Below are 16193 nucleotides of genomic sequence, written 5' to 3' on the forward strand. Positions count from 1 at the left end.
AGCAAGGCGGGAACGCCTCTTGCGCTCCCGCCTGATTTCCGTGCCTTACAGTCTAGCTTCCAGAGCTTCCTTTTCCTTCTCAAATCCGGGCTTACCGAGCAGCGCGAACATATTCTTCTTGTATGCCTCAACGCCCGGCTGATCGAACGGATTGATGCCCAGCAGGTAACCGGACAGACCGCATGCCTTCTCGAAGAAGTAGATCAGGTAGCCGAGGTGGTACTCATCGTTGCGATCGATCTCGAGCACGATGTTGGGGGTGCCGCCGTCGCAGTGTGCCAGCAGCGTGCCAGCGTATGCCTTGGAGTTAACAAACTGCATGCTCTTGCCAGCCAGGTAGTTCAGACCGTCCAGATCGTCCGGATCAGCCTCGATGAACAGATCTTCCTTCTGCTCGCGTACCCATACAACGGTCTCGAACAGATTGCGGGTACCGTCCTGAATGAACTGACCGATCGAGTGCAGGTCGGTGGAGAAGTTTGCCGATACCGGGAAAATACCCTTGTGGTCCTTGCCCTCAGACTCTGCAAACAGCTGCTTGAACCACTCGCCCAGCATAACCAGAGAGGGTTCGTAGTTAACCAGAATCTCGGTCTGCTTGCCCTTGCGGTACAGGATGTTGCGCAGAGCTGCGTACTTTGCACAGATGTTGTCCTTCTTCTTGAAGTCAGCCAGTGCGTCCTGTGCACCCTTCATAACAGCTTCCAGATCCAGACCAGCAACAGCCATCGGCAGCAGGCCAACAGCGGTCAGGACAGAGAAACGGCCGCCGACATCATCCGGTACCACGAAGGACTCATAGCCCTCAGCGTCTGCCAGACCCTTGAGCGCACCCTTTGCCTTATCGGTGGTTGCATAGATGCGATCCTTTGCGCCTTCCTTGCCGTACTTATCTTCTACCAGCTTCTTGAAGATGCGGAATGCGATTGCAGGCTCGGTGGTCTTACCAGACTTGGAAATTACATTGACCGAGAAGTCACGGTCGCCGATGATCTTAATGATATTGGACAGATAGCTCGACGAAATGTTGTTGCCCACGAAGTAGATTTCCGGGATGCCTTCCGGACGAACGCCGTTGTACTGCTGGCCGTTGATGAACTCAATGGCAGCGCGTGCGCCGAGGTAGGAACCGCCGATACCGATAACGACCAGAACCTCGCTCGACTGCTGAATCTTCTTGGCAGCCTTCTGGATGCGGGCAAACTCTTCCTTGTCGTAATCGTTGGGCAGATCGACCCATCCGAGGAAATCATTACCGGCTGCGGTCTTGCTCTCGAGCATTTCCGTGCAGGTATCCATCAGCGGTGCCAGGCACTCGACTTCCCACGGACGAACAAATGCGTCAATACCAGTCAGTTTCAATTCCATAGACATTTCAAACACCTCAATATTTATACTTTCTCATACCATGGCAGTCCTGGGACTGCCTTTAGTCATAGTTTACTACCATATCCGAACCTGCGCAATACCTTTTGTGTAAAACACCAATACTTCCCCATTTTTTACACGATTGTTCCAAAAACGACACATTTTCCACCATATCCCAGGGCATCCTTCGCTGTACCATGGTGTTTCTCTCCTCCGGTTTCAAACCATATGGTTACATTTTGACACAAAAAGAGTCCCTATCCGCACTTTGGACAGGGACTCTTTGTATTTCAGCAAAACTTATGCACCGTAGATCGGGAACTGTGCAACCATCTCACAAACGCTGCGGCGGATCTCGTCAGCCTTTGCGTCAAAATCGGTTGCTGCCTGCCAGATAAACTGTGCAATGCGTACCATTTCGGGCTCGCCAAAGCCGCGGGTGGTGACAGCCGGGGTACCAACACGCATACCGGAGGTAACAAACGGACCTTCGGGATCGTTGGGAATGGCATTCTTGTTGGCGGTGATATAGACTTCATCCAGACGGCGCTGGAGCTCCTTACCGGTCACGCCTGCCTTGCGCAGATCGATCAGTGCAAGGTGGTTGTCGGTGCCGCCCGATACCAGATCAAAGCCCTGCTTCTGCAGTGCCTCAGCCAGTGCACGCGCATTGTTTACGACGCGGGTCTGGTATGCCTTGAACTCGGGCTTGAGTGCCTCACCAAAGCAAACAGCCTTTGCTGCGATGATGTGCATGAGCGGGCCGCCCTGGGTGCCCGGGAAGATTGCCTTGTTGATCTTCTTTGCGATCTCCTCGTTGTTGGTGAGGATAACGCCGCCGCGCGGACCGCGCAGGGTCTTGTGCGTCGTGGTGGTGACGACATCGGCGTACGGTACCGGATTCTGGTGCAGACCAGCAGCAACCAGACCAGCGATATGCGCCATGTCGACAAAGAGGTAAGCGCCGACGCTGTGTGCGATCTCTGCGAACTTCTCGAAATCGATGGCACGCGGATATGCAGAAGCGCCTGCGATGATCATGCGGGGCTTGTGCTCCTCAGCCAGCTTGCGAACGCCCTCGTAATCGATGCGGCCGTCATCATCAACGCCGTAAGGAATGATGTTGTAGAGAATACCGGACTGATTGACCGGAGAACCGTGGGTCAGGTGACCACCATTGTCCAGGCTCATGCCCAGAACGACATCGCCCGGCTTGCACAGTGCCTGATAAACTGCCATATTTGCCTGTGCGCCCGAGTGCGGCTGTACATTGGCAAACTGTGCCCCAAACAGCTTGCATACACGCGCGATTGCCAGGTTTTCTACCTCATCGACGCACTCACAGCCACCGTAGTAGCGCTTGCCCGGGTAACCCTCGGCGTACTTATTGGTCAGAACCGAACCCATTGCAGCCAGAACTGCTTCGCTGACAATATTCTCCGAAGCGATGAGCTCAATATTACGCACCTGACGGTCGTACTCTTTTCGAATCATCGCACCTACTTCAGGATCGAATTTGCCGACCAAGTTCATTGCGTCCTGCATCACCATACAACTTCCTCCTCAAAACAGCTAAGAATAGTAGAAATCGGCGACATGCCGACCGAATTCAACTCATATAATGATTATTGCATATTTCCTAGAAAATGCAACTATGATTCGTGTTATTCGGTTATTTTTGTCACTTTATACGTTTCCAAACCATACAGCTGCATTATTTTTGGGAATTTCCCCGATTCCATTTTCTCGTTTCTTCTGTGCATACACAAGGCATCGGTGTGTCCGCGAAACACTACACCATATATTGTGCATCCCACATGGACATTAGACGACTTCCTCCGCGTATATTCGACCATGTTTTTCGCTCGATTTCATACATTCCCGCTTACTTTGCCGTCAATCAAAAAAAAGCACAGCCAGGCGGCTGTGCTTTTCTCGATGGTTTTTTACTTAATCTCGATGCGCTCAGAGGACTCGTTGAGGTCTGAAATGCGGGCGATGATGACCTGCAGGACATCGTAAATCTCTTCCAGCTTCTGCGGATCGGTATTGTGCGTCAGGAACAGGCGCTCGATCTGACGAGATACCTCGCTGCCCGCCTGGAACGTCTTAACGAATGCCGGGAAGTTCGAACTCTTAACCGCATTGCGGAACATCGCGATGTCCTTGCGGATGAAGTCTACAATTTCGTCCGCAGTGCCAAACTTGCCGTGTACGATCGCATAGGGACGCATACGCTGCAAGAAGAACTTGTCACCCTTGGTGATATTGAACACGTACGACACCTTGGTACCGTCATCCAGTTCAAAGTCCACAAAGTACATGTTGCTGCGAATCATTCGGATATCCTTGGTCTGGAGCTGACGCAGCTTCAGCGCAATAATATCACCAGTCACCGTGTTCTGATTCATACATTTTCCTCCTTCTCAGATGGCCGCAGCCATACTTATGCAAAACGGAGCAGCAGATACACCATGGAAATGGCAACCGACAGAATCATCATCGGGAAGCCAACCTTCAGATAGCTCATGAAGGTAATGGGGTATCCATTCTTGTTGGAAATACCAGACAGAACGACGTTTGCGGAGGCGCCGATGAGCGTACCGTTGCCGCCGAGGCATGCGCCAAGCGACAGAGCCCACCAAAGCGGAGTCACATCCATGCCGCTCTCGGCCTGGATTGCTAAAATCATAGGAATAAGGGTTGCAACGAACGGAATGTTGTCCAGGAAGGACGATACAATCGCGGAAACCCACAGGATAATGAGCATGGTCAGCACCATATTGCCGCCCGTCATACCAATCAGCAGCGTTGCCAGCTGATCGATAACGCCGTTCTCTTCCATACCGCCGACGACAACAAACAAACCGATGAAGAACAGGATGGTCGACCACTCGACACCCATGATGACATCTTCAACGTCCTGCTTGCCAACGATCATCATGATCACTGCGGCCAGCAGTGCAATGGTGCACGATTCCATACCCAGCGAGGAGTGAAACATAAAGCCGATGACAACCAGACCGATCATGACAACGCTCTTGATGAGCAGCGATTTGTCCTTAATGGCACGGTTTTCATCCAGCTCCATGACCGCCTGCATGGCGTCATTCGACACCTTGAGCTTGCGGCCAAACATCAGGTAGAAGCACAGCAACGAAGCTGCCATGATGATGACAATGACCGGAGCCGTGTTCAGAATAAAGTCGGCAAAGCCCAGACCTGCTTCCGAACCAATCATAATGTTCGGAGGGTCACCGATGAGGGTCGCCGTACCGCCCATGTTGCTGGCTAAGATCTGGGTCAGCAGGAAGGGCACCGGATTGACCTTCAAAATCGAGGTGATTGCCAGCGTCATCGGGCCGACCAGAAGAACGGTGGTAACGTTATCCAGGAAGGCCGACAGCGCAGCCGTAATGATGGCGAATACTGCCATGATCGCCCACGGCTTACCGTGGGTCAGCTTGGCAGACTTGATCGCAATGTATTCAAACAATCCTGAGTTCTTGACGACGGCTACAAAGAGCATCATGCCGACCAGCACACCAATGGTGTTGACGTCCACGTGCTCAATCGCACTGTCAACCGTCAATACGTGGGTGACCAGCAGGATGACTGCGCCTGCAAGCGATGCCGCCGCGCGATGAACCTTCTCCGAAACAATCGCGACCATGACCAAAAGGAAGATCACAATGGAAATAATTTCATTGGGGCTCATTTTCATTTCTCCTATCTGTCAAAGACTTTTTTTAGGCCTCGTACATATTAGCACTTGGACTGCAAAAAGTCAAAGTAAGAGATCACAAAAGTAACCCGTATTTGACAATAAATTTCTATCAATATCACAATATAGTTGGAGATTCATCTATTTTACACTGGATGTTCCATCGCTTACGCTTTGGTCAATCTGCTCAAAATAATTTTCTGAAACTTGTATACAGGAACCAAAAGCCCAGCATGCGCCGGGCTTTGTGTATGAAAAAGTATCCAGTCTCGAAAAGCGGTCAGCCCTCTTCGGTCGCTTCTACCGTACCGTTCTCCGCAATTCGACGGTTTTTGAACGCCTCGCGGTTGTTCTCATAGATGCGGCGCAAACCGTCCATGGTCAGATTGGGGTCAACGTCGTCAATCAGGCCGCAGTGCTCAGCCATCATACGACCCATACCGCCGGTTGCAACTACGCGCGCGTCTCCCTCGAGTTCCTTCTGCATGTCCAGAATGATACCGGTCAGCGCACCCACATAGCCGCGTACCGCACCCGACTGCATGGACTGCACGGTCGTGCGGCCGATGGCCTTCTCGGTGCGTGCGATATCGACGCGCGGCAGCTTGGATGCCTTCATAAACAGCGCTTCCATCGCGATCTTGATACCCGGGAAGATGGCACCGCCCAGATATGCGCCGTCCTTATCGATGCAGTCAAAGGTAATCGCCGTGCCGATGTCCACGATGATCAGCGGCGTGCCGTACTTCTCGATGGCAGACACCGCATTGACCAGTCGATCCACACCGACTTCACGCGGGTTTGCGTAATGGTTTACGATGCCCGTGGGCACATCGGTGCCGACAATCATGGGCTTGAGCGAAAAATACTTGCGAATCGCATTGGTCAGCGAGTACATCACCGGCGGCACAACCGACGCGATGATGACCGCGGTGGTGTCCTCGGGCTTATAACCCTTAAAGTGATAATATTGCAGAATCATCATACCGATCTCGTCCGAAGTAGACGAGGCATTGGTCGAAATACGGAAGGAACCGCGCAGTTCCTCTCCCTCAAATAGGCCGAACACCATATTGGTATTGCCTACGTCAATGGCTAACAGCATGTTTTAGAACCATCCCCACTTTTTTTGCTTCTTTTTTTCCGGATCCCAAAGACCACCCTGGGTATCGTGCAGCGTAATGCACTCCACACGGCCCTCGTTCAGCGTCAGCACCGCGTACGAGGCGACCCCGCGGCGCGGCAGGCTGATCGAGCCAGGATTGAGCACCTCAACCGTTCCGTGCTTCGCATGGTAAACGATATGGGTATGACCAAACAGGGCCAGCTGACAATCCTGCTCGGCAGCGTGCGCCGGTACATTGCCCGGAGACGAGAAGCAGGCGCCATCGCGATGGCCATGGGTCAGATAAATTCGCACACCTTCCAAGGTAACAACCGACTGCAGCGGTACATCTGCGCCCCAGTCATTATTGCCCAGTACGGCATAGACCGGCAAATCGGGATAGCTGTGCCGCAGTTCACAGGCATCCTCGTAACAATCTCCCAAATGGATGACCGCGTCCGGGCACTCACGCTCAACCGCGTCGTACACGTCCAGCATTCGTCCGTGAGAATCGGAAATCACCACTATTTTCACTGCGCACCGCCTCCTGTCTGTCGGAAAAAATCCCCTTGGAATCTACGCTACACTATACACGAATTTTTTGTCTCTGTAAAGTACCCCGTGCACATTTTGCCTCACAGGCGCATAGACTGAAGCAAAGAATTTGCGCAGGGAGGCACATGACATGAACAATCTGGAACAGATCTTAAATCAGCTCAATTTACAAGCAAACGACCCGCGTTTGGTCGCTTTGACCCAGTTTTTGCAGACCGAACAGGGCAAATCGCTCGCGCAGAGCGTCAGCCCGCAGACCGCCGGACACATCACCCAAGCAGCACAGGCGGCAGGACGCGGCGATCAGGCCGCTGCACGGCAGGCCATACAGGAAGTCCTGCGCTCACCCGAGGGCGCCGCGCTCGCCAATCGCCTGCGTTCCATGCTCGGGCAGTAACCAAAAGGAGGTTTCGCAATGGCCGAAAGTGACATGCTATCCGCTCTGCTGAACGATCCGCACGCGCTCGAACAGGCTTTATCGACCGCGAGCGCTCTGCTGGGCGGTTCCGATCCGCCCGCCATGCCGTCAATGTCCGAACCGTCCGGGATGCCCTCCGCTTCCCCGTCGGCCTCGGCAAACGATGCCTATGACCCGTCCGCCGATCTCATGCGCCGTGCCATGCCCGTCCTCGGACGCATCGCCCAGCGCGGTCAGGCCGCGGTCACACCGCAGAAGCGTGCGCTGCTCAACGCGGTCAAACCCTTCGTCGGCGCGCCCATCCGCTCGCAGATCGACCGCGGCATGCGGCTGGTCTCGCTGGCCTACATGGCAACCGCCGTCTTAGGCTCGCCCGATGAGGACACGCGCCATGTATAATGAATATTTACAGCAGGCCGCACCCGATGAATTCTCGGAACCCATGCGGGAACAAACAACACCCGCCTCCGGTCTGTCTTCCGGCGGCGGGCTCATGCAGCTGCTGACCGATCGGCTGGGCGGTGCCAAACTGGACGCCGACACCCTGGTCGCCATCGCGGTCATCTGGTTTCTGTTGTCTGACGGCAAAGCGGTGGACACCGATCTGCTCATTATCATCGGTGTCCTGCTTCTGCTCGGGATTTAGCACATACCCTTGGCACGCATGAGTGCACAAGCTGCGCTGGTCAGACGGGCGTAGTCCTCGAGCGACAGGCGCTCACCACGTACACGTGCGTCCAGTCCACAATAGGTCACCATCTCGGTCAGCTGTTCCTTGTCAAACTTACCGCCAAATACCGTACCCATGGCGTTGACCAGCGTCTTGCGGCGCTGACCAAAGGCCGCACGCACCAAATCAAAAAACAGTTTCTCGTTTTCCACCTGTACGGCAGGCTGTGCAAGCGGCGTCAGGCGAATGACTGCCGAGTCGACCTTGGGCTGCGGGACAAAGCAGTCACGCGGCACGTCAAAAAGGTACTCTGCGCGCGCGTGGTACTGAATGTAGATGGAAAACGCCGAGGAATCCCCGGTTCCTGCCGGTGCGCAGATGCGCTCGGCCACTTCCTTCTGCACCATGACTGTGATTCCGGCAAACGCACCGCTGTCGAGCAGTGCCGAGATGGCCGGACTGGTGATATAATACGGCAGGTTTGCGCAGGCATAGACGGTCTTTCCCGGGAACTTCTCCTCGCACAGTGCCTTGAGGTCGGTCTTGAGCACGTCGCCCTGTACCACCTCGACATTATCGCAGTCCGCGAGCGTCTCCCCGAGTACCGGAAACAGCGCGCGGTCAATCTCAATCGCCGCGACCTTCTCAGCACGCTTAGACAACTCGACAGTCAGGCAGCCCATACCCGGACCGACTTCTACCGCGCAGCTGTTTTCATCCACACCGCACTCAGCCGCGATGCGTTCGGGTACCCATTGCTCGGTCAGGAAGTTCTGTCCGAGCGATTTGGAAAAGCGAAAGCCATGACGGGCTAAAATCGTTTTGATCTCCTGTATATCACAAAGTCCCATGCATATCTCCTATCTTTGTTCTGATCTCATCTATTTTTCTGTTGTTCTATTATATCACAAAGGTTCCGGTTGCTTGTACTGACTTCTGTCACAAATTTCAGCGCACCGGCGCGTATGCTTTGGGCATAAGGCGGAAATACTGGATGACAGAGGTGATGGTTCTATGCGAATTGGATACGGAGCACTGGGCAGTGACCTGGGACGGTACTTCCGCAGCCTGCCCAAAAACGTGCAGGAAAACATCATGCAGTCCGGTGTCGTCTTTCACACCGAACAGGACATGCGCAGATGTGTCGAGTACCTGATGGAAAGTAAGAACTGACGAAAAACGCGGCCGTGAGGCCGCGTTTTCTCATGTACTCAGTGGGAACCGTAGGTACTGGTCGTGGTATAATTGACCTTGCCGTTTACCGTACGGGTCAGGGTGTAGACACCGTTTTTCTCGGTGACCTTGATGGTCGGCTTTGCGATCTTAGCGTCTGCCGGGCCCAAAATGGACATGGTCAGCTTACCGCTCTTATCGTAGTATGTGCCGATCATGACCGGATAGTCATAGGGGTTCTTGAACTTGAACTCAGGACCGCCCCAAGAGACCGTCGCATCGCGTCCGCGCGGCAGATAGCTGACCGGCAGGCTGTGTGCACGACGGGAAACAATGGTCATGTTGGACTCGAGTGCTGCGTTAAACAGGGTCGACGATACCTGGCAGATACCGCCGCCAACACCAGTATCGGTCTGGCCGTTGACGTAAACACCGGCCTCCTTGTAACCGCGCTCCTTGGTGCGCTGTCCGACGACCGTGTTGAACGAGAAGGTCGCACCCGGCTGGATGACGTAACCGTTGCAGGCCTTGGTCGCCAGCTGGATGTTGGTGTTTCGGTTGGTATTGCTGCGGGCAAACTTGGTGGTGCAGGTGCCCAGCGTCTGGCCGTACGGATTGACCCACGGCTTGGTCTCGGTGGGTTTCTGCGGCTCGGTCGGCTTTTCTTCCTTGGGCGGTTCGGGATCGGGCTCCACAACCGGCGGTACATAGGGGGCAAACTCCTGGGTAAACTGCTGCGCCTGCTCTACAATCGCGGTCTGAGAATCGACCGGAGGTGCAGGTGCCGCATTGGTGCCGACGCTCAGTGCCAGCAGTAAAGCTGCGGTTTCCAGCATAATACTTCTCTCCTTTTATTTCTAATTCGATAATACGATATAAAATCGGTGAATCCAGAAAAAGATCGGGCGAACGGAAAATACTTCCGTTCGCCCGTTATTATAGCACGCTTTAAATCACCTTACAAGTAACAAGGGGATGACAAACAACGCCTTTAATCGCCTTCAATCAGGCCATAACCGCCGTTTGCGCGCTTATACAGCACCGCATAGCCGCCGCCCTCGTCTGCATTCTTAAAGAAGAAGAACTGGTGATCGAGCAGGTTCATCTGCAGGATCGCCTCTTCCACACTCATTGCCTCGACATCAAAGTGCTTGCGGCGAACGACCTCAAACGGCTCTTCCATCTCAGCTGCATGTGCCGCAGCCTTTTCAAAAGCGCCCTGACGCAGTCTCTTTTCCAGACGCGTTTTATTTTTGCGGATCTGACGCTCGATGCGATTGATCGCGCCGTCCACCGACGCAAACATGTCGGTCGTGGTCTCCTCAGCACGGACGACCAGAGCGCCCTGTTTTACGGTCAGCTCAACGGTCTGGCGACCCTTCAGCTCGGAAAAAGTCAATACCGAAGAAGAATCCGTGCTGAAATAGCGATCGAGCTTCTCGACCTTCTTCATCGCATAATTGCGCAGATCATCGGAAATTTTCGTTTTCCTTTCGACGATGGTGAACTTCATAACATCATCTCCTATCAGGGCTGTGATGCCCCAAATTCTTGTGCAATCTTAAGGGGAATTGCTTGTACATATTATACTGCGCCCCCTATCGAATTACAAGAGTTTTTAGGAAGTTTATATAAAATTCATATTTCCGTCATCAGAAGGACACCGTTGTTTCAGATACGTCCTGCCGCGTGTCGGGTGATGTGGCAGCCGATGGAAATGGCGCACGGCAGGCTTGCGATGTGGGTCGGATAGGGCTCGATGGCGCAGGCCAGCGCGGTGACCGTTCCGCCCAGTCCCTGCGGGCCGACGCCCGACTTGTTGACGCGCTCCAGAATGTCGCGCTCCATCTCTGCGTAAAATTCGTCCGCGCTGTGCACGTCGACCGGGCGCAGCAGTGCCTTTTTTGCCAGCTCGCTGGCCTTGTCTGCCGTACCGCCCAGGCCAACGCCAATGATGACCGGTGGGCAGGGATTGGAACCGGCTGCGATGACGGTATCCGCGATGTAAGCGACGATCTGGTCACGGGTTGCAGCCGGCGTGAACATCTTGAGTGCGCTCATGTTCTCGCTTCCGCCGCCCTTGGGTGCAACAATGATCTCGATTTCCTCGCCCGGTACCAGACGGGTATGCAGCACAGCCGGGGTGTTATCGTTGGTGTTGACGCGGCGCAGCGGGTCGGACACGATGGACTTGCGCAGGTAGCCGTCGGTATAGCCCTGACGCACGCCTTCGTTGACTGCGTCCTCAAACGCACCGCCCACGAGGTGCACGTCCTGACCGACCGAGGCGAAGATCACCGCGGTTCCGGTGTCCTGACAGATCGGGACTTCCTGATCGCAGGCCAGACGGCAGTTTCGGATCATCTCGTCAAAGATGGTCTTGCCGAGCGGCGACTGCTCGGTCTCCTTGCCGCGGACGAACGACTGCTGGATATCCTCCGGCAGATGGTAATTGGCCTCCATGCACAGGCGGCGTACCAGCGCCGTCACCTCAGAAACATGCACTTCTCTCATTTCGATATTCCTCCCTGTGAAAATAGTTACCGCTCAGCCTCAAAAACAATGTTGCCGCCGCATACGGTCAGCACCGTGTGCGAGCGGAATGCAAACGGGTGATCGGAAAAGAGCGCCAGATCGGCGTCCAGTCCTACTTTAAGCGCACCAATGCGATCGGACAGACCGAGAATCTCAGCCGGATAGCAGGTGATGGCGCGCAGCGCTTCGTTCTCATCCATGCCCTGCTCGGCTGCCACTGCCGCGCAGCGGCGCAGGTACTTGACCGGGGTTTCGGGGTGGTCGGTCGTGATGGCGACCTTGACCCCGGCTGCCGACAGCAGACCGGGCGAACGCTCGGTCAGGTCACGCAGTTCGGGCTTGGAACGGTCGGTCAGGAACGGGCCGCTCAGTACGGGTACACCCAGCTCGGCCAGATCTTCGGCAATCTTATGACCCTCGGTGCCGTGCACGATGACCGGACGGATGCCGAACTCTTTGCAGATGCGCAGACCGGTGAAAATGTCGTCGGCGCGGTGCGCATGGATGTGTGCCGGAATCTCACCGTGCAGCAGCGGCAGCAGTGCATCGTACTTGATCTCGTAGTCGGGTGCGTCCTCGTCGGGGTCTTCCTGCGCACGGCGGCAGCGCTCGTCATATTCCTGCGCTTTTTTGAGCGTCTCGCGCAAGATGGCAGCAGTCGCCATGCGCGTGACCGGGGTTTCGTCCTTATCGTGATAGACCGCCTTGGGGTTCTCACCCAATGCGCACTTAATAGCCGCGGGCTGCTGGACGATCATGCGATCGACCCAGTGGCCGCTGGTCTTGATGACCGCAATCTGACCGCCCATGGGATTGGCCGATCCCGGGCTGACCGCACAGCAGGTCACACCAGCCGCTCTGGCCTCCTCAAACGAGCGCTCCATCGGGTTGATGCCGTCGATGACACGCATCTGCGGGGTTGCCGGGTCGGTGTCCTCGTTGCCGTCCGCGCCCTCAAAGCCCAGACCGTCCTCGTACAGACCGAGGTGGGTGTGGGCATCGATCAGACCAGGCATGAGATAGCCGCCTGCCGCGTCCACGCAGACATCAAAGCCGTCCTGCGCCGGGCAGTCGGACATCTCGCCGAGAGACGCGATCTTGCCATCCTCTGCGGCAAGAAAACCGCAGGCGATTGCAGCGTCCGTCATGGGCATCAGGTGTGCGTTATAAATTAAAACTTTTTTCATGCAAAACCTTTCATAAATCGACTTTTTTCATTGTTGACAAGACTTTTTGACGGTGTTATCATAATATCGGTGATCGGAAAGATCACCGTGCACCGTTCATATCTTTATCCCCACAATCCTAAACATGTGCGTCCTCTGTCGGAGGGCGCAATTTTTTTGCCATTTTGGGGATCAATTAAAAAATGCCAGGGCACGGCAGCCCTGGCACACAAAAAACAGGGGGTTCGCGGTCATTTACGTCGGCGCGAACCGCTCTTGCGGTCGGTATTATGACGAATATCCGCCATGCGGCTCTCGCTGTCAGCCATGAACATCTTGAGCTTATCCTCAAAAGTCAGGCTTGCCGGGTCACGCGGCTGCTTGCCCTGCTGGGGGCGTCCACCCTGGAACTGACCCTGACGCGGACGGGGCGCACGACGCTCAAAACCGCCGGAGCGCGGTGCAGCCTGCTGCTCACGCTGCGCCGGATTTTCCTGCGCACGCTTGATGGACAGGTTAATACGACCCGCATCGTCAATACCAATCACCTTGACGCGAACGGTATCGCCTTCCTTGATGAATTCCTTAATGTCGCTGACAAAGGAATTCGCCACTTCCGAAATGTGTACCATTCCGGACTTTCCTTCCGGCAGGGAAACAAATGCACCGAAGCCGGTAATGCCGGTGACTTTTCCTTCCAGAACTGCTCCTACGACCAAACCCATACCCTCTTGTCTTGTCCTCCGTGTTAAAAATTACGCAATATCCTGCGTTTGGATTACACCATTATTTGCTGGAAGAATCGGCAAACACGCGTTCCGAAGGCATGATATAGCCCTGTTCGCGAGCCATCGCCGCGATCTGCTCATCGGTCAGACCTTCTTCCACCTGTTTGCGCAAAGCATCGTTTTCTTCCTGCTGCTGCGCAATGCGCGTTTCCATCTGTGCGACCTCATCCTGTTTTGCCCGGATGCGGCCCTGCATCTGTACGATGGAGATGACGCCATAGAATGCCAGACAGACCAGTGCGATGCGCCAAATGACGCGGTTGCGCTTTTTTGCCTGCTCTTCCGAAGGCGGTTTCCGTCTGCTCTTTTTTTGCTGCACGGTACTCCCCTCCTCGGACTCGATACACACAAACAACGATATACGTTGTAATTATAGCTTCTTTTTGTCAGAAATGGAAGTCTTTTTTGCGATTTTTTCTAAGTTTTTTTGTACCAATCGTCCGAGTGAGCAGACAGGACGGATGAAAATCCGTATGAGACGGACGATGCCGCGGGTAATATAACGCAGGAGAGTGCATACCATGCGGGTGACTGCACGCACGATGCCTCCGAGCAGAACATGTGCGCCGACGGCGCCAGCTAACATACCAATCAGGACAAAGCCGCGCACCTGTCCCCCGCTCAGTGTGACGGTAAATACGAAATATGCACCCAGCGTAATCAGCCAGAACAGCGCGTCGCGCAAGGCGGTTTGCCAGGTCGGGCAGGTTTCCGCCGTGTGCAGCAGGTCGTACACCAGTCCCAGAACTGCGCCCAGCAGTACCGCCTGAAAGAAACACAAAGTGAGGCTGCTGAGCGGCTGATAGAGCGCGATCATCCGAACAGGCGGCTCAGCAGTCCGCCGCGGGCTGCGGGTGTATCGTCATAGTCAAGTGACTGGATCTCTCCGGTCAGGGTCAGTTCTCCGCGGTCGAGCGACAGCTTTTCCACATGCAGGCGCTCACCGCGCACGGTTAGCGTGCCCTGACTGGTTTCCATCGCGATTTCGGCCTCGTCAAAGGCTGACACGTCGGTCACTCCGGTCACTGACAGGGCCTGCCGTCCGGTCAGGGTCAAGCCGTGGGATAAATTGCGTTCTTCGTTCGGCATTCCGGCATTCCTCCTTTTGTTTTCACTCTATGCGGGAGGGGCTTGGGGTATGTCACAAAACAAAAAGCCATACCGGTAAGCGGTATGGCTTTGGGGGTGTAAGTTTTGGTGGATTCCCGGGGCGAACACCGGGAATCCATAAGAAATTCCGGACTCTGCGGAGTCCGGCCAGCCTACGCGGCTGGACTGCGCCAGGGAACTCGTCCCCTGGACCCCGATTATCGCCTGCGGGCGGGAACGAGTGCGGTGGTAGATTAAAGAATCTCGCGGTACAGGGTTGCCGCGTCGTCCTTACGGACGTGTTCGGCAACGTCGAGCACCTCAACCTTCATGGTACGCTGACCGAAGGCGATCTCGATGACGTCCCCGACCTTGACCTGATACGAGGCCTTGGCCTGACGGCCATTGACCACGATGCGCTCACCGTCACAGGCATCATTTGCCACGGTGCGGCGCTTAATCAGGCGAGAAACCTTTAAAAATTTGTCTAAACGCATTGGTCTACTCTCTCCTTGAGTGTCTTTGCAGGTTTAAACACCGGCACTCTGGCCTCTGCGACCTCGATCGGTGCGCCGGTGTGGATATTGCGGCAGGTGCGCGGCGGACGGATGCGTGTCTCAAAGGCACCGAAGCCGGGCAGGTTCAGCTTGTCCCCGGTTTCGAGCACCGAAGCGATGGTTTCAAACACTGCGTCGGCTGCCTTCTCCGCGTCTTTCTTGGTCATTCCGCTGCGCTGCGCGACCTGCGCGATAAATTCTGCTTTGTTCATTCGTGCTCCTTCTGCTTGGCAGCGTCCCAGAGCGCGTCCATTTCGGCAAGGCTCATCTCGGACAGGCTGCGGCCTGCATCCTTGGCGGCCTGTTCAACCTGCGCAAACCGACGGATAAACTTATCGGTCGTGCGGTTAATGGCATCCTCGGGATCGGTCTTGAGGAAGCGTGCGACGTTGACCACCGCGAACAGCAGGTCACCCAGCTCCTCGGACGGGTCGCCGTCTCCATCGATGGCACGTGCGACCTCTGCGGTCTCCTCGCGCACCTTGTCCAGTGCACCCGAAATCTCGTCCCAATCAAAGCCGACCTTTGCCGCCTTGTGCTGCACCTTCTCGGCGCGAATCAGACCGGGCAGGCTGCGTGCGACGCTCTCCAGCGTCTCGGTAGTGGATTTCTGGTGTTTCTCCTTCTGCTTGAGGGCATCCCAGTTGGTCAGAACTTCGTCCGAGTTCTTGACCTCAACCGAGCCAAACACATGCGGATGACGATAGATCATCTTCTTGCAAATGCCGTCGGCCACATCGTCCATGGTGAACCGTCCAGCCTCGGCCTCGATCTGCGCATGGAACACGACTTGCAGCAGCACGTCGCCCAATTCCTCCTGAAGCAGTACCGGGTCATCGTTGTCGATGGCTTCGACTGCCTCGTAGGTCTCCTCGATGAAGCTGCGGCGGATGGACTTGTGATCCTGCTCACGATCCCAGACACAGCCCTCCGGGCAGCGCAGAATGCGCATGATCTCCAGCAGATCTTCATACGTATATTTTTCTTTGAATGTAAAATCTACCATGATTGTTTTCCTTCTTTTCCGGGCAAAGACCGGTGATTT

Annotated in this window: 22 protein-coding genes; 4 read left to right on the top strand and 18 right to left on the bottom strand. The window is 55.2% G+C overall.

What is annotated here, in order from left to right; translation table 11 throughout:
* Positions 1-45: 45 nt before the first annotated feature.
* The 6 genes from B5D52_RS07460 to B5D52_RS07485 form a co-directional block, all read right to left on the bottom strand.
* On the bottom strand, positions 46-1374 hold the full coding sequence (locus B5D52_RS07460; protein ID WP_016148119.1) for a glucose-6-phosphate isomerase: 1329 nt from the start codon (positions 1372-1374) through the stop codon (positions 46-48).
* Between the two features lie 294 nt (positions 1375-1668).
* Positions 1669-2919 carry a serine hydroxymethyltransferase gene (gene glyA, locus B5D52_RS07465; RefSeq protein WP_016148120.1) on the bottom strand — a complete coding sequence of 417 codons (1251 nt, stop codon included), beginning with the start codon at positions 2917-2919 and terminating at the stop codon, positions 1669-1671.
* 395 nt (positions 2920-3314) lie between these two features.
* Positions 3315-3779 carry a hypothetical protein gene (locus tag B5D52_RS07470; protein WP_016148121.1) on the bottom strand — a complete coding sequence of 155 codons (465 nt, stop codon included), beginning with the start codon at positions 3777-3779 and terminating at the stop codon, positions 3315-3317.
* Between the two features lie 35 nt (positions 3780-3814).
* Complete coding sequence (locus B5D52_RS07475; protein ID WP_016148122.1) at positions 3815-5086, bottom strand: ArsB/NhaD family transporter; 1272 nt, start codon at positions 5084-5086, stop codon at positions 3815-3817.
* 286 nt (positions 5087-5372) lie between these two features.
* Positions 5373-6197, bottom strand: a complete 825-nt coding sequence (locus tag B5D52_RS07480) for a type III pantothenate kinase (protein ID WP_016148123.1) — start codon at positions 6195-6197, stop codon at positions 5373-5375.
* Between the two features lie 3 nt (positions 6198-6200).
* Positions 6201-6731, bottom strand: a complete 531-nt coding sequence (locus tag B5D52_RS07485) for a metallophosphoesterase family protein (RefSeq protein ID WP_016148124.1) — start codon at positions 6729-6731, stop codon at positions 6201-6203.
* Between the two features lie 151 nt (positions 6732-6882).
* On the opposite strand from B5D52_RS07485, the gene B5D52_RS07490 reads away from it, so the two are divergent.
* The 3 genes from B5D52_RS07490 to B5D52_RS07500 are packed head-to-tail and all read left to right on the top strand — an operon-like array spanning position 6883 to position 7816.
* Complete coding sequence (locus B5D52_RS07490) at positions 6883-7149, top strand: hypothetical protein (RefSeq protein WP_016148125.1); 267 nt, start codon at positions 6883-6885, stop codon at positions 7147-7149.
* An 18-nt stretch (positions 7150-7167) separates the two neighbouring features.
* On the top strand, positions 7168-7569 hold the full coding sequence (locus tag B5D52_RS07495; RefSeq protein ID WP_016148126.1) for a hypothetical protein: 402 nt from the start codon (positions 7168-7170) through the stop codon (positions 7567-7569).
* On the top strand, positions 7562-7816 hold the full coding sequence (locus B5D52_RS07500) for a hypothetical protein (RefSeq protein ID WP_016148127.1): 255 nt from the start codon (positions 7562-7564) through the stop codon (positions 7814-7816). Before B5D52_RS07495 ends, B5D52_RS07500 begins: the two co-directional genes overlap by 8 nt.
* Here the strand turns inward: B5D52_RS07500 and rsmA are convergent.
* Positions 7813-8691 carry a 16S rRNA (adenine(1518)-N(6)/adenine(1519)-N(6))-dimethyltransferase RsmA gene (gene rsmA / locus B5D52_RS07505; RefSeq protein WP_016148128.1) on the bottom strand — a complete coding sequence of 293 codons (879 nt, stop codon included), beginning with the start codon at positions 8689-8691 and terminating at the stop codon, positions 7813-7815. The genes B5D52_RS07500 and rsmA overlap by 4 nt on opposite strands.
* Positions 8692-8854: 163 nt before the next feature.
* On the opposite strand from rsmA, the gene B5D52_RS16230 reads away from it, so the two are divergent.
* Positions 8855-9013 (top strand): hypothetical protein, encoded by a 159-nt coding sequence (locus B5D52_RS16230; protein WP_016148129.1) that lies wholly within the window; start codon positions 8855-8857, stop codon positions 9011-9013.
* Between the two features lie 38 nt (positions 9014-9051).
* On the opposite strand, the gene B5D52_RS07510 is transcribed toward B5D52_RS16230, so the two are convergent.
* The 11 genes from B5D52_RS07510 to mazG all read right to left on the bottom strand — a co-directional run bounded on the left by B5D52_RS07510 (position 9052) and on the right by mazG (position 16154).
* A complete protein-coding gene (locus B5D52_RS07510) occupies positions 9052-9849 on the bottom strand; it encodes a VanW family protein (RefSeq protein WP_016148130.1) in 798 nt (265 codons plus the stop codon).
* Positions 9850-10004: 155 nt separating this feature from the next.
* A complete protein-coding gene (gene hpf / locus B5D52_RS07515) occupies positions 10005-10526 on the bottom strand; it encodes a ribosome hibernation-promoting factor, HPF/YfiA family (protein ID WP_016148131.1) in 522 nt (173 codons plus the stop codon).
* 158 nt (positions 10527-10684) lie between these two features.
* Complete coding sequence (locus B5D52_RS07520; protein ID WP_016148132.1) at positions 10685-11527, bottom strand: fumarate hydratase; 843 nt, start codon at positions 11525-11527, stop codon at positions 10685-10687.
* 26 nt (positions 11528-11553) lie between these two features.
* Entirely contained in the window at positions 11554-12735 is a 1182-nt protein-coding gene (locus B5D52_RS07525; protein WP_016148133.1) for an amidohydrolase, read from the bottom strand.
* A 230-nt stretch (positions 12736-12965) separates the two neighbouring features.
* Positions 12966-13433, bottom strand: coding sequence for a S1 RNA-binding domain-containing protein (locus B5D52_RS07530; protein ID WP_016148134.1), 468 nt, complete (start codon positions 13431-13433; stop codon positions 12966-12968).
* A gap of 67 nt (positions 13434-13500) precedes the next feature.
* A complete protein-coding gene (locus B5D52_RS07535; protein WP_016148135.1) occupies positions 13501-13821 on the bottom strand; it encodes a septum formation initiator family protein in 321 nt (106 codons plus the stop codon).
* A 51-nt stretch (positions 13822-13872) separates the two neighbouring features.
* On the bottom strand, positions 13873-14319 hold the full coding sequence (yabQ, locus tag B5D52_RS07540) for a spore cortex biosynthesis protein YabQ (protein WP_016148136.1): 447 nt from the start codon (positions 14317-14319) through the stop codon (positions 13873-13875).
* Entirely contained in the window at positions 14316-14591 is a 276-nt protein-coding gene (gene yabP / locus B5D52_RS07545) for a sporulation protein YabP (protein ID WP_016148137.1), read from the bottom strand. Before yabP ends, yabQ begins: the two co-directional genes overlap by 4 nt.
* 254 nt (positions 14592-14845) lie before the next feature.
* On the bottom strand, positions 14846-15088 hold the full coding sequence (locus B5D52_RS07550) for an RNA-binding S4 domain-containing protein (RefSeq protein ID WP_016148138.1): 243 nt from the start codon (positions 15086-15088) through the stop codon (positions 14846-14848).
* The gene (locus B5D52_RS07555) at positions 15079-15360 is read right to left on the bottom strand and encodes an HU family DNA-binding protein (protein ID WP_016148139.1); all 282 of its coding nucleotides are present in this window, start codon (positions 15358-15360) and stop codon (positions 15079-15081) included. The genes B5D52_RS07550 and B5D52_RS07555 overlap by 10 nt, the downstream gene beginning before the upstream one ends.
* Positions 15357-16154: a nucleoside triphosphate pyrophosphohydrolase gene (mazG, locus tag B5D52_RS07560; RefSeq protein ID WP_016148140.1), complete on the bottom strand. Its 798-nt coding sequence runs from the start codon at positions 16152-16154 to the stop codon at positions 15357-15359. Before mazG ends, B5D52_RS07555 begins: the two co-directional genes overlap by 4 nt.
* Positions 16155-16193: the final 39 nt, after the last annotated feature.

It is taken from the genome of Butyricicoccus pullicaecorum DSM 23266 (genome assembly GCF_900167005.1).
Lineage (GTDB): Bacteria > Bacillota > Clostridia > Oscillospirales > Butyricicoccaceae > Butyricicoccus > Butyricicoccus pullicaecorum.

What these genes read in the sequence shown, in the direction of transcription:
- B5D52_RS07460 (WP_016148119.1), bottom strand. Translation starts at nt 1,374, where the DNA reads ATGTCTATGGAATTGAAACTGACTGGTATTGACGCATTTGTTCGTCCG.
- glyA (WP_016148120.1), bottom strand. Translation starts at nt 2,919, where the DNA reads ATGGTGATGCAGGACGCAATGAACTTGGTCGGCAAATTCGATCCTGAA.
- B5D52_RS07470 (WP_016148121.1), bottom strand. Translation starts at nt 3,779, where the DNA reads ATGAATCAGAACACGGTGACTGGTGATATTATTGCGCTGAAGCTGCGT.
- B5D52_RS07475 (WP_016148122.1), bottom strand. Translation starts at nt 5,086, where the DNA reads ATGAGCCCCAATGAAATTATTTCCATTGTGATCTTCCTTTTGGTCATG.
- B5D52_RS07480 (WP_016148123.1), bottom strand. Translation starts at nt 6,197, where the DNA reads ATGCTGTTAGCCATTGACGTAGGCAATACCAATATGGTGTTCGGCCTA.
- B5D52_RS07490 (WP_016148125.1), top strand. Translation starts at nt 6,883, where the DNA reads ATGAACAATCTGGAACAGATCTTAAATCAGCTCAATTTACAAGCAAAC.
- B5D52_RS07495 (WP_016148126.1), top strand. Translation starts at nt 7,168, where the DNA reads ATGGCCGAAAGTGACATGCTATCCGCTCTGCTGAACGATCCGCACGCG.
- B5D52_RS07500 (WP_016148127.1), top strand. Translation starts at nt 7,562, where the DNA reads ATGTATAATGAATATTTACAGCAGGCCGCACCCGATGAATTCTCGGAA.
- rsmA (WP_016148128.1), bottom strand. Translation starts at nt 8,691, where the DNA reads ATGGGACTTTGTGATATACAGGAGATCAAAACGATTTTAGCCCGTCAT.
- B5D52_RS16230 (WP_016148129.1), top strand. Translation starts at nt 8,855, where the DNA reads ATGCGAATTGGATACGGAGCACTGGGCAGTGACCTGGGACGGTACTTC.
- B5D52_RS07510 (WP_016148130.1), bottom strand. Translation starts at nt 9,849, where the DNA reads ATGCTGGAAACCGCAGCTTTACTGCTGGCACTGAGCGTCGGCACCAAT.
- hpf (WP_016148131.1), bottom strand. Translation starts at nt 10,526, where the DNA reads ATGAAGTTCACCATCGTCGAAAGGAAAACGAAAATTTCCGATGATCTG.
- B5D52_RS07520 (WP_016148132.1), bottom strand. Translation starts at nt 11,527, where the DNA reads ATGAGAGAAGTGCATGTTTCTGAGGTGACGGCGCTGGTACGCCGCCTG.
- B5D52_RS07525 (WP_016148133.1), bottom strand. Translation starts at nt 12,735, where the DNA reads ATGAAAAAAGTTTTAATTTATAACGCACACCTGATGCCCATGACGGAC.
- yabQ (WP_016148136.1), bottom strand. Translation starts at nt 14,319, where the DNA reads ATGATCGCGCTCTATCAGCCGCTCAGCAGCCTCACTTTGTGTTTCTTT.
- yabP (WP_016148137.1), bottom strand. Translation starts at nt 14,591, where the DNA reads ATGCCGAACGAAGAACGCAATTTATCCCACGGCTTGACCCTGACCGGA.
- B5D52_RS07550 (WP_016148138.1), bottom strand. Translation starts at nt 15,088, where the DNA reads ATGCGTTTAGACAAATTTTTAAAGGTTTCTCGCCTGATTAAGCGCCGC.
- B5D52_RS07555 (WP_016148139.1), bottom strand. Translation starts at nt 15,360, where the DNA reads ATGAACAAAGCAGAATTTATCGCGCAGGTCGCGCAGCGCAGCGGAATG.
- mazG (WP_016148140.1), bottom strand. Translation starts at nt 16,154, where the DNA reads ATGGTAGATTTTACATTCAAAGAAAAATATACGTATGAAGATCTGCTG.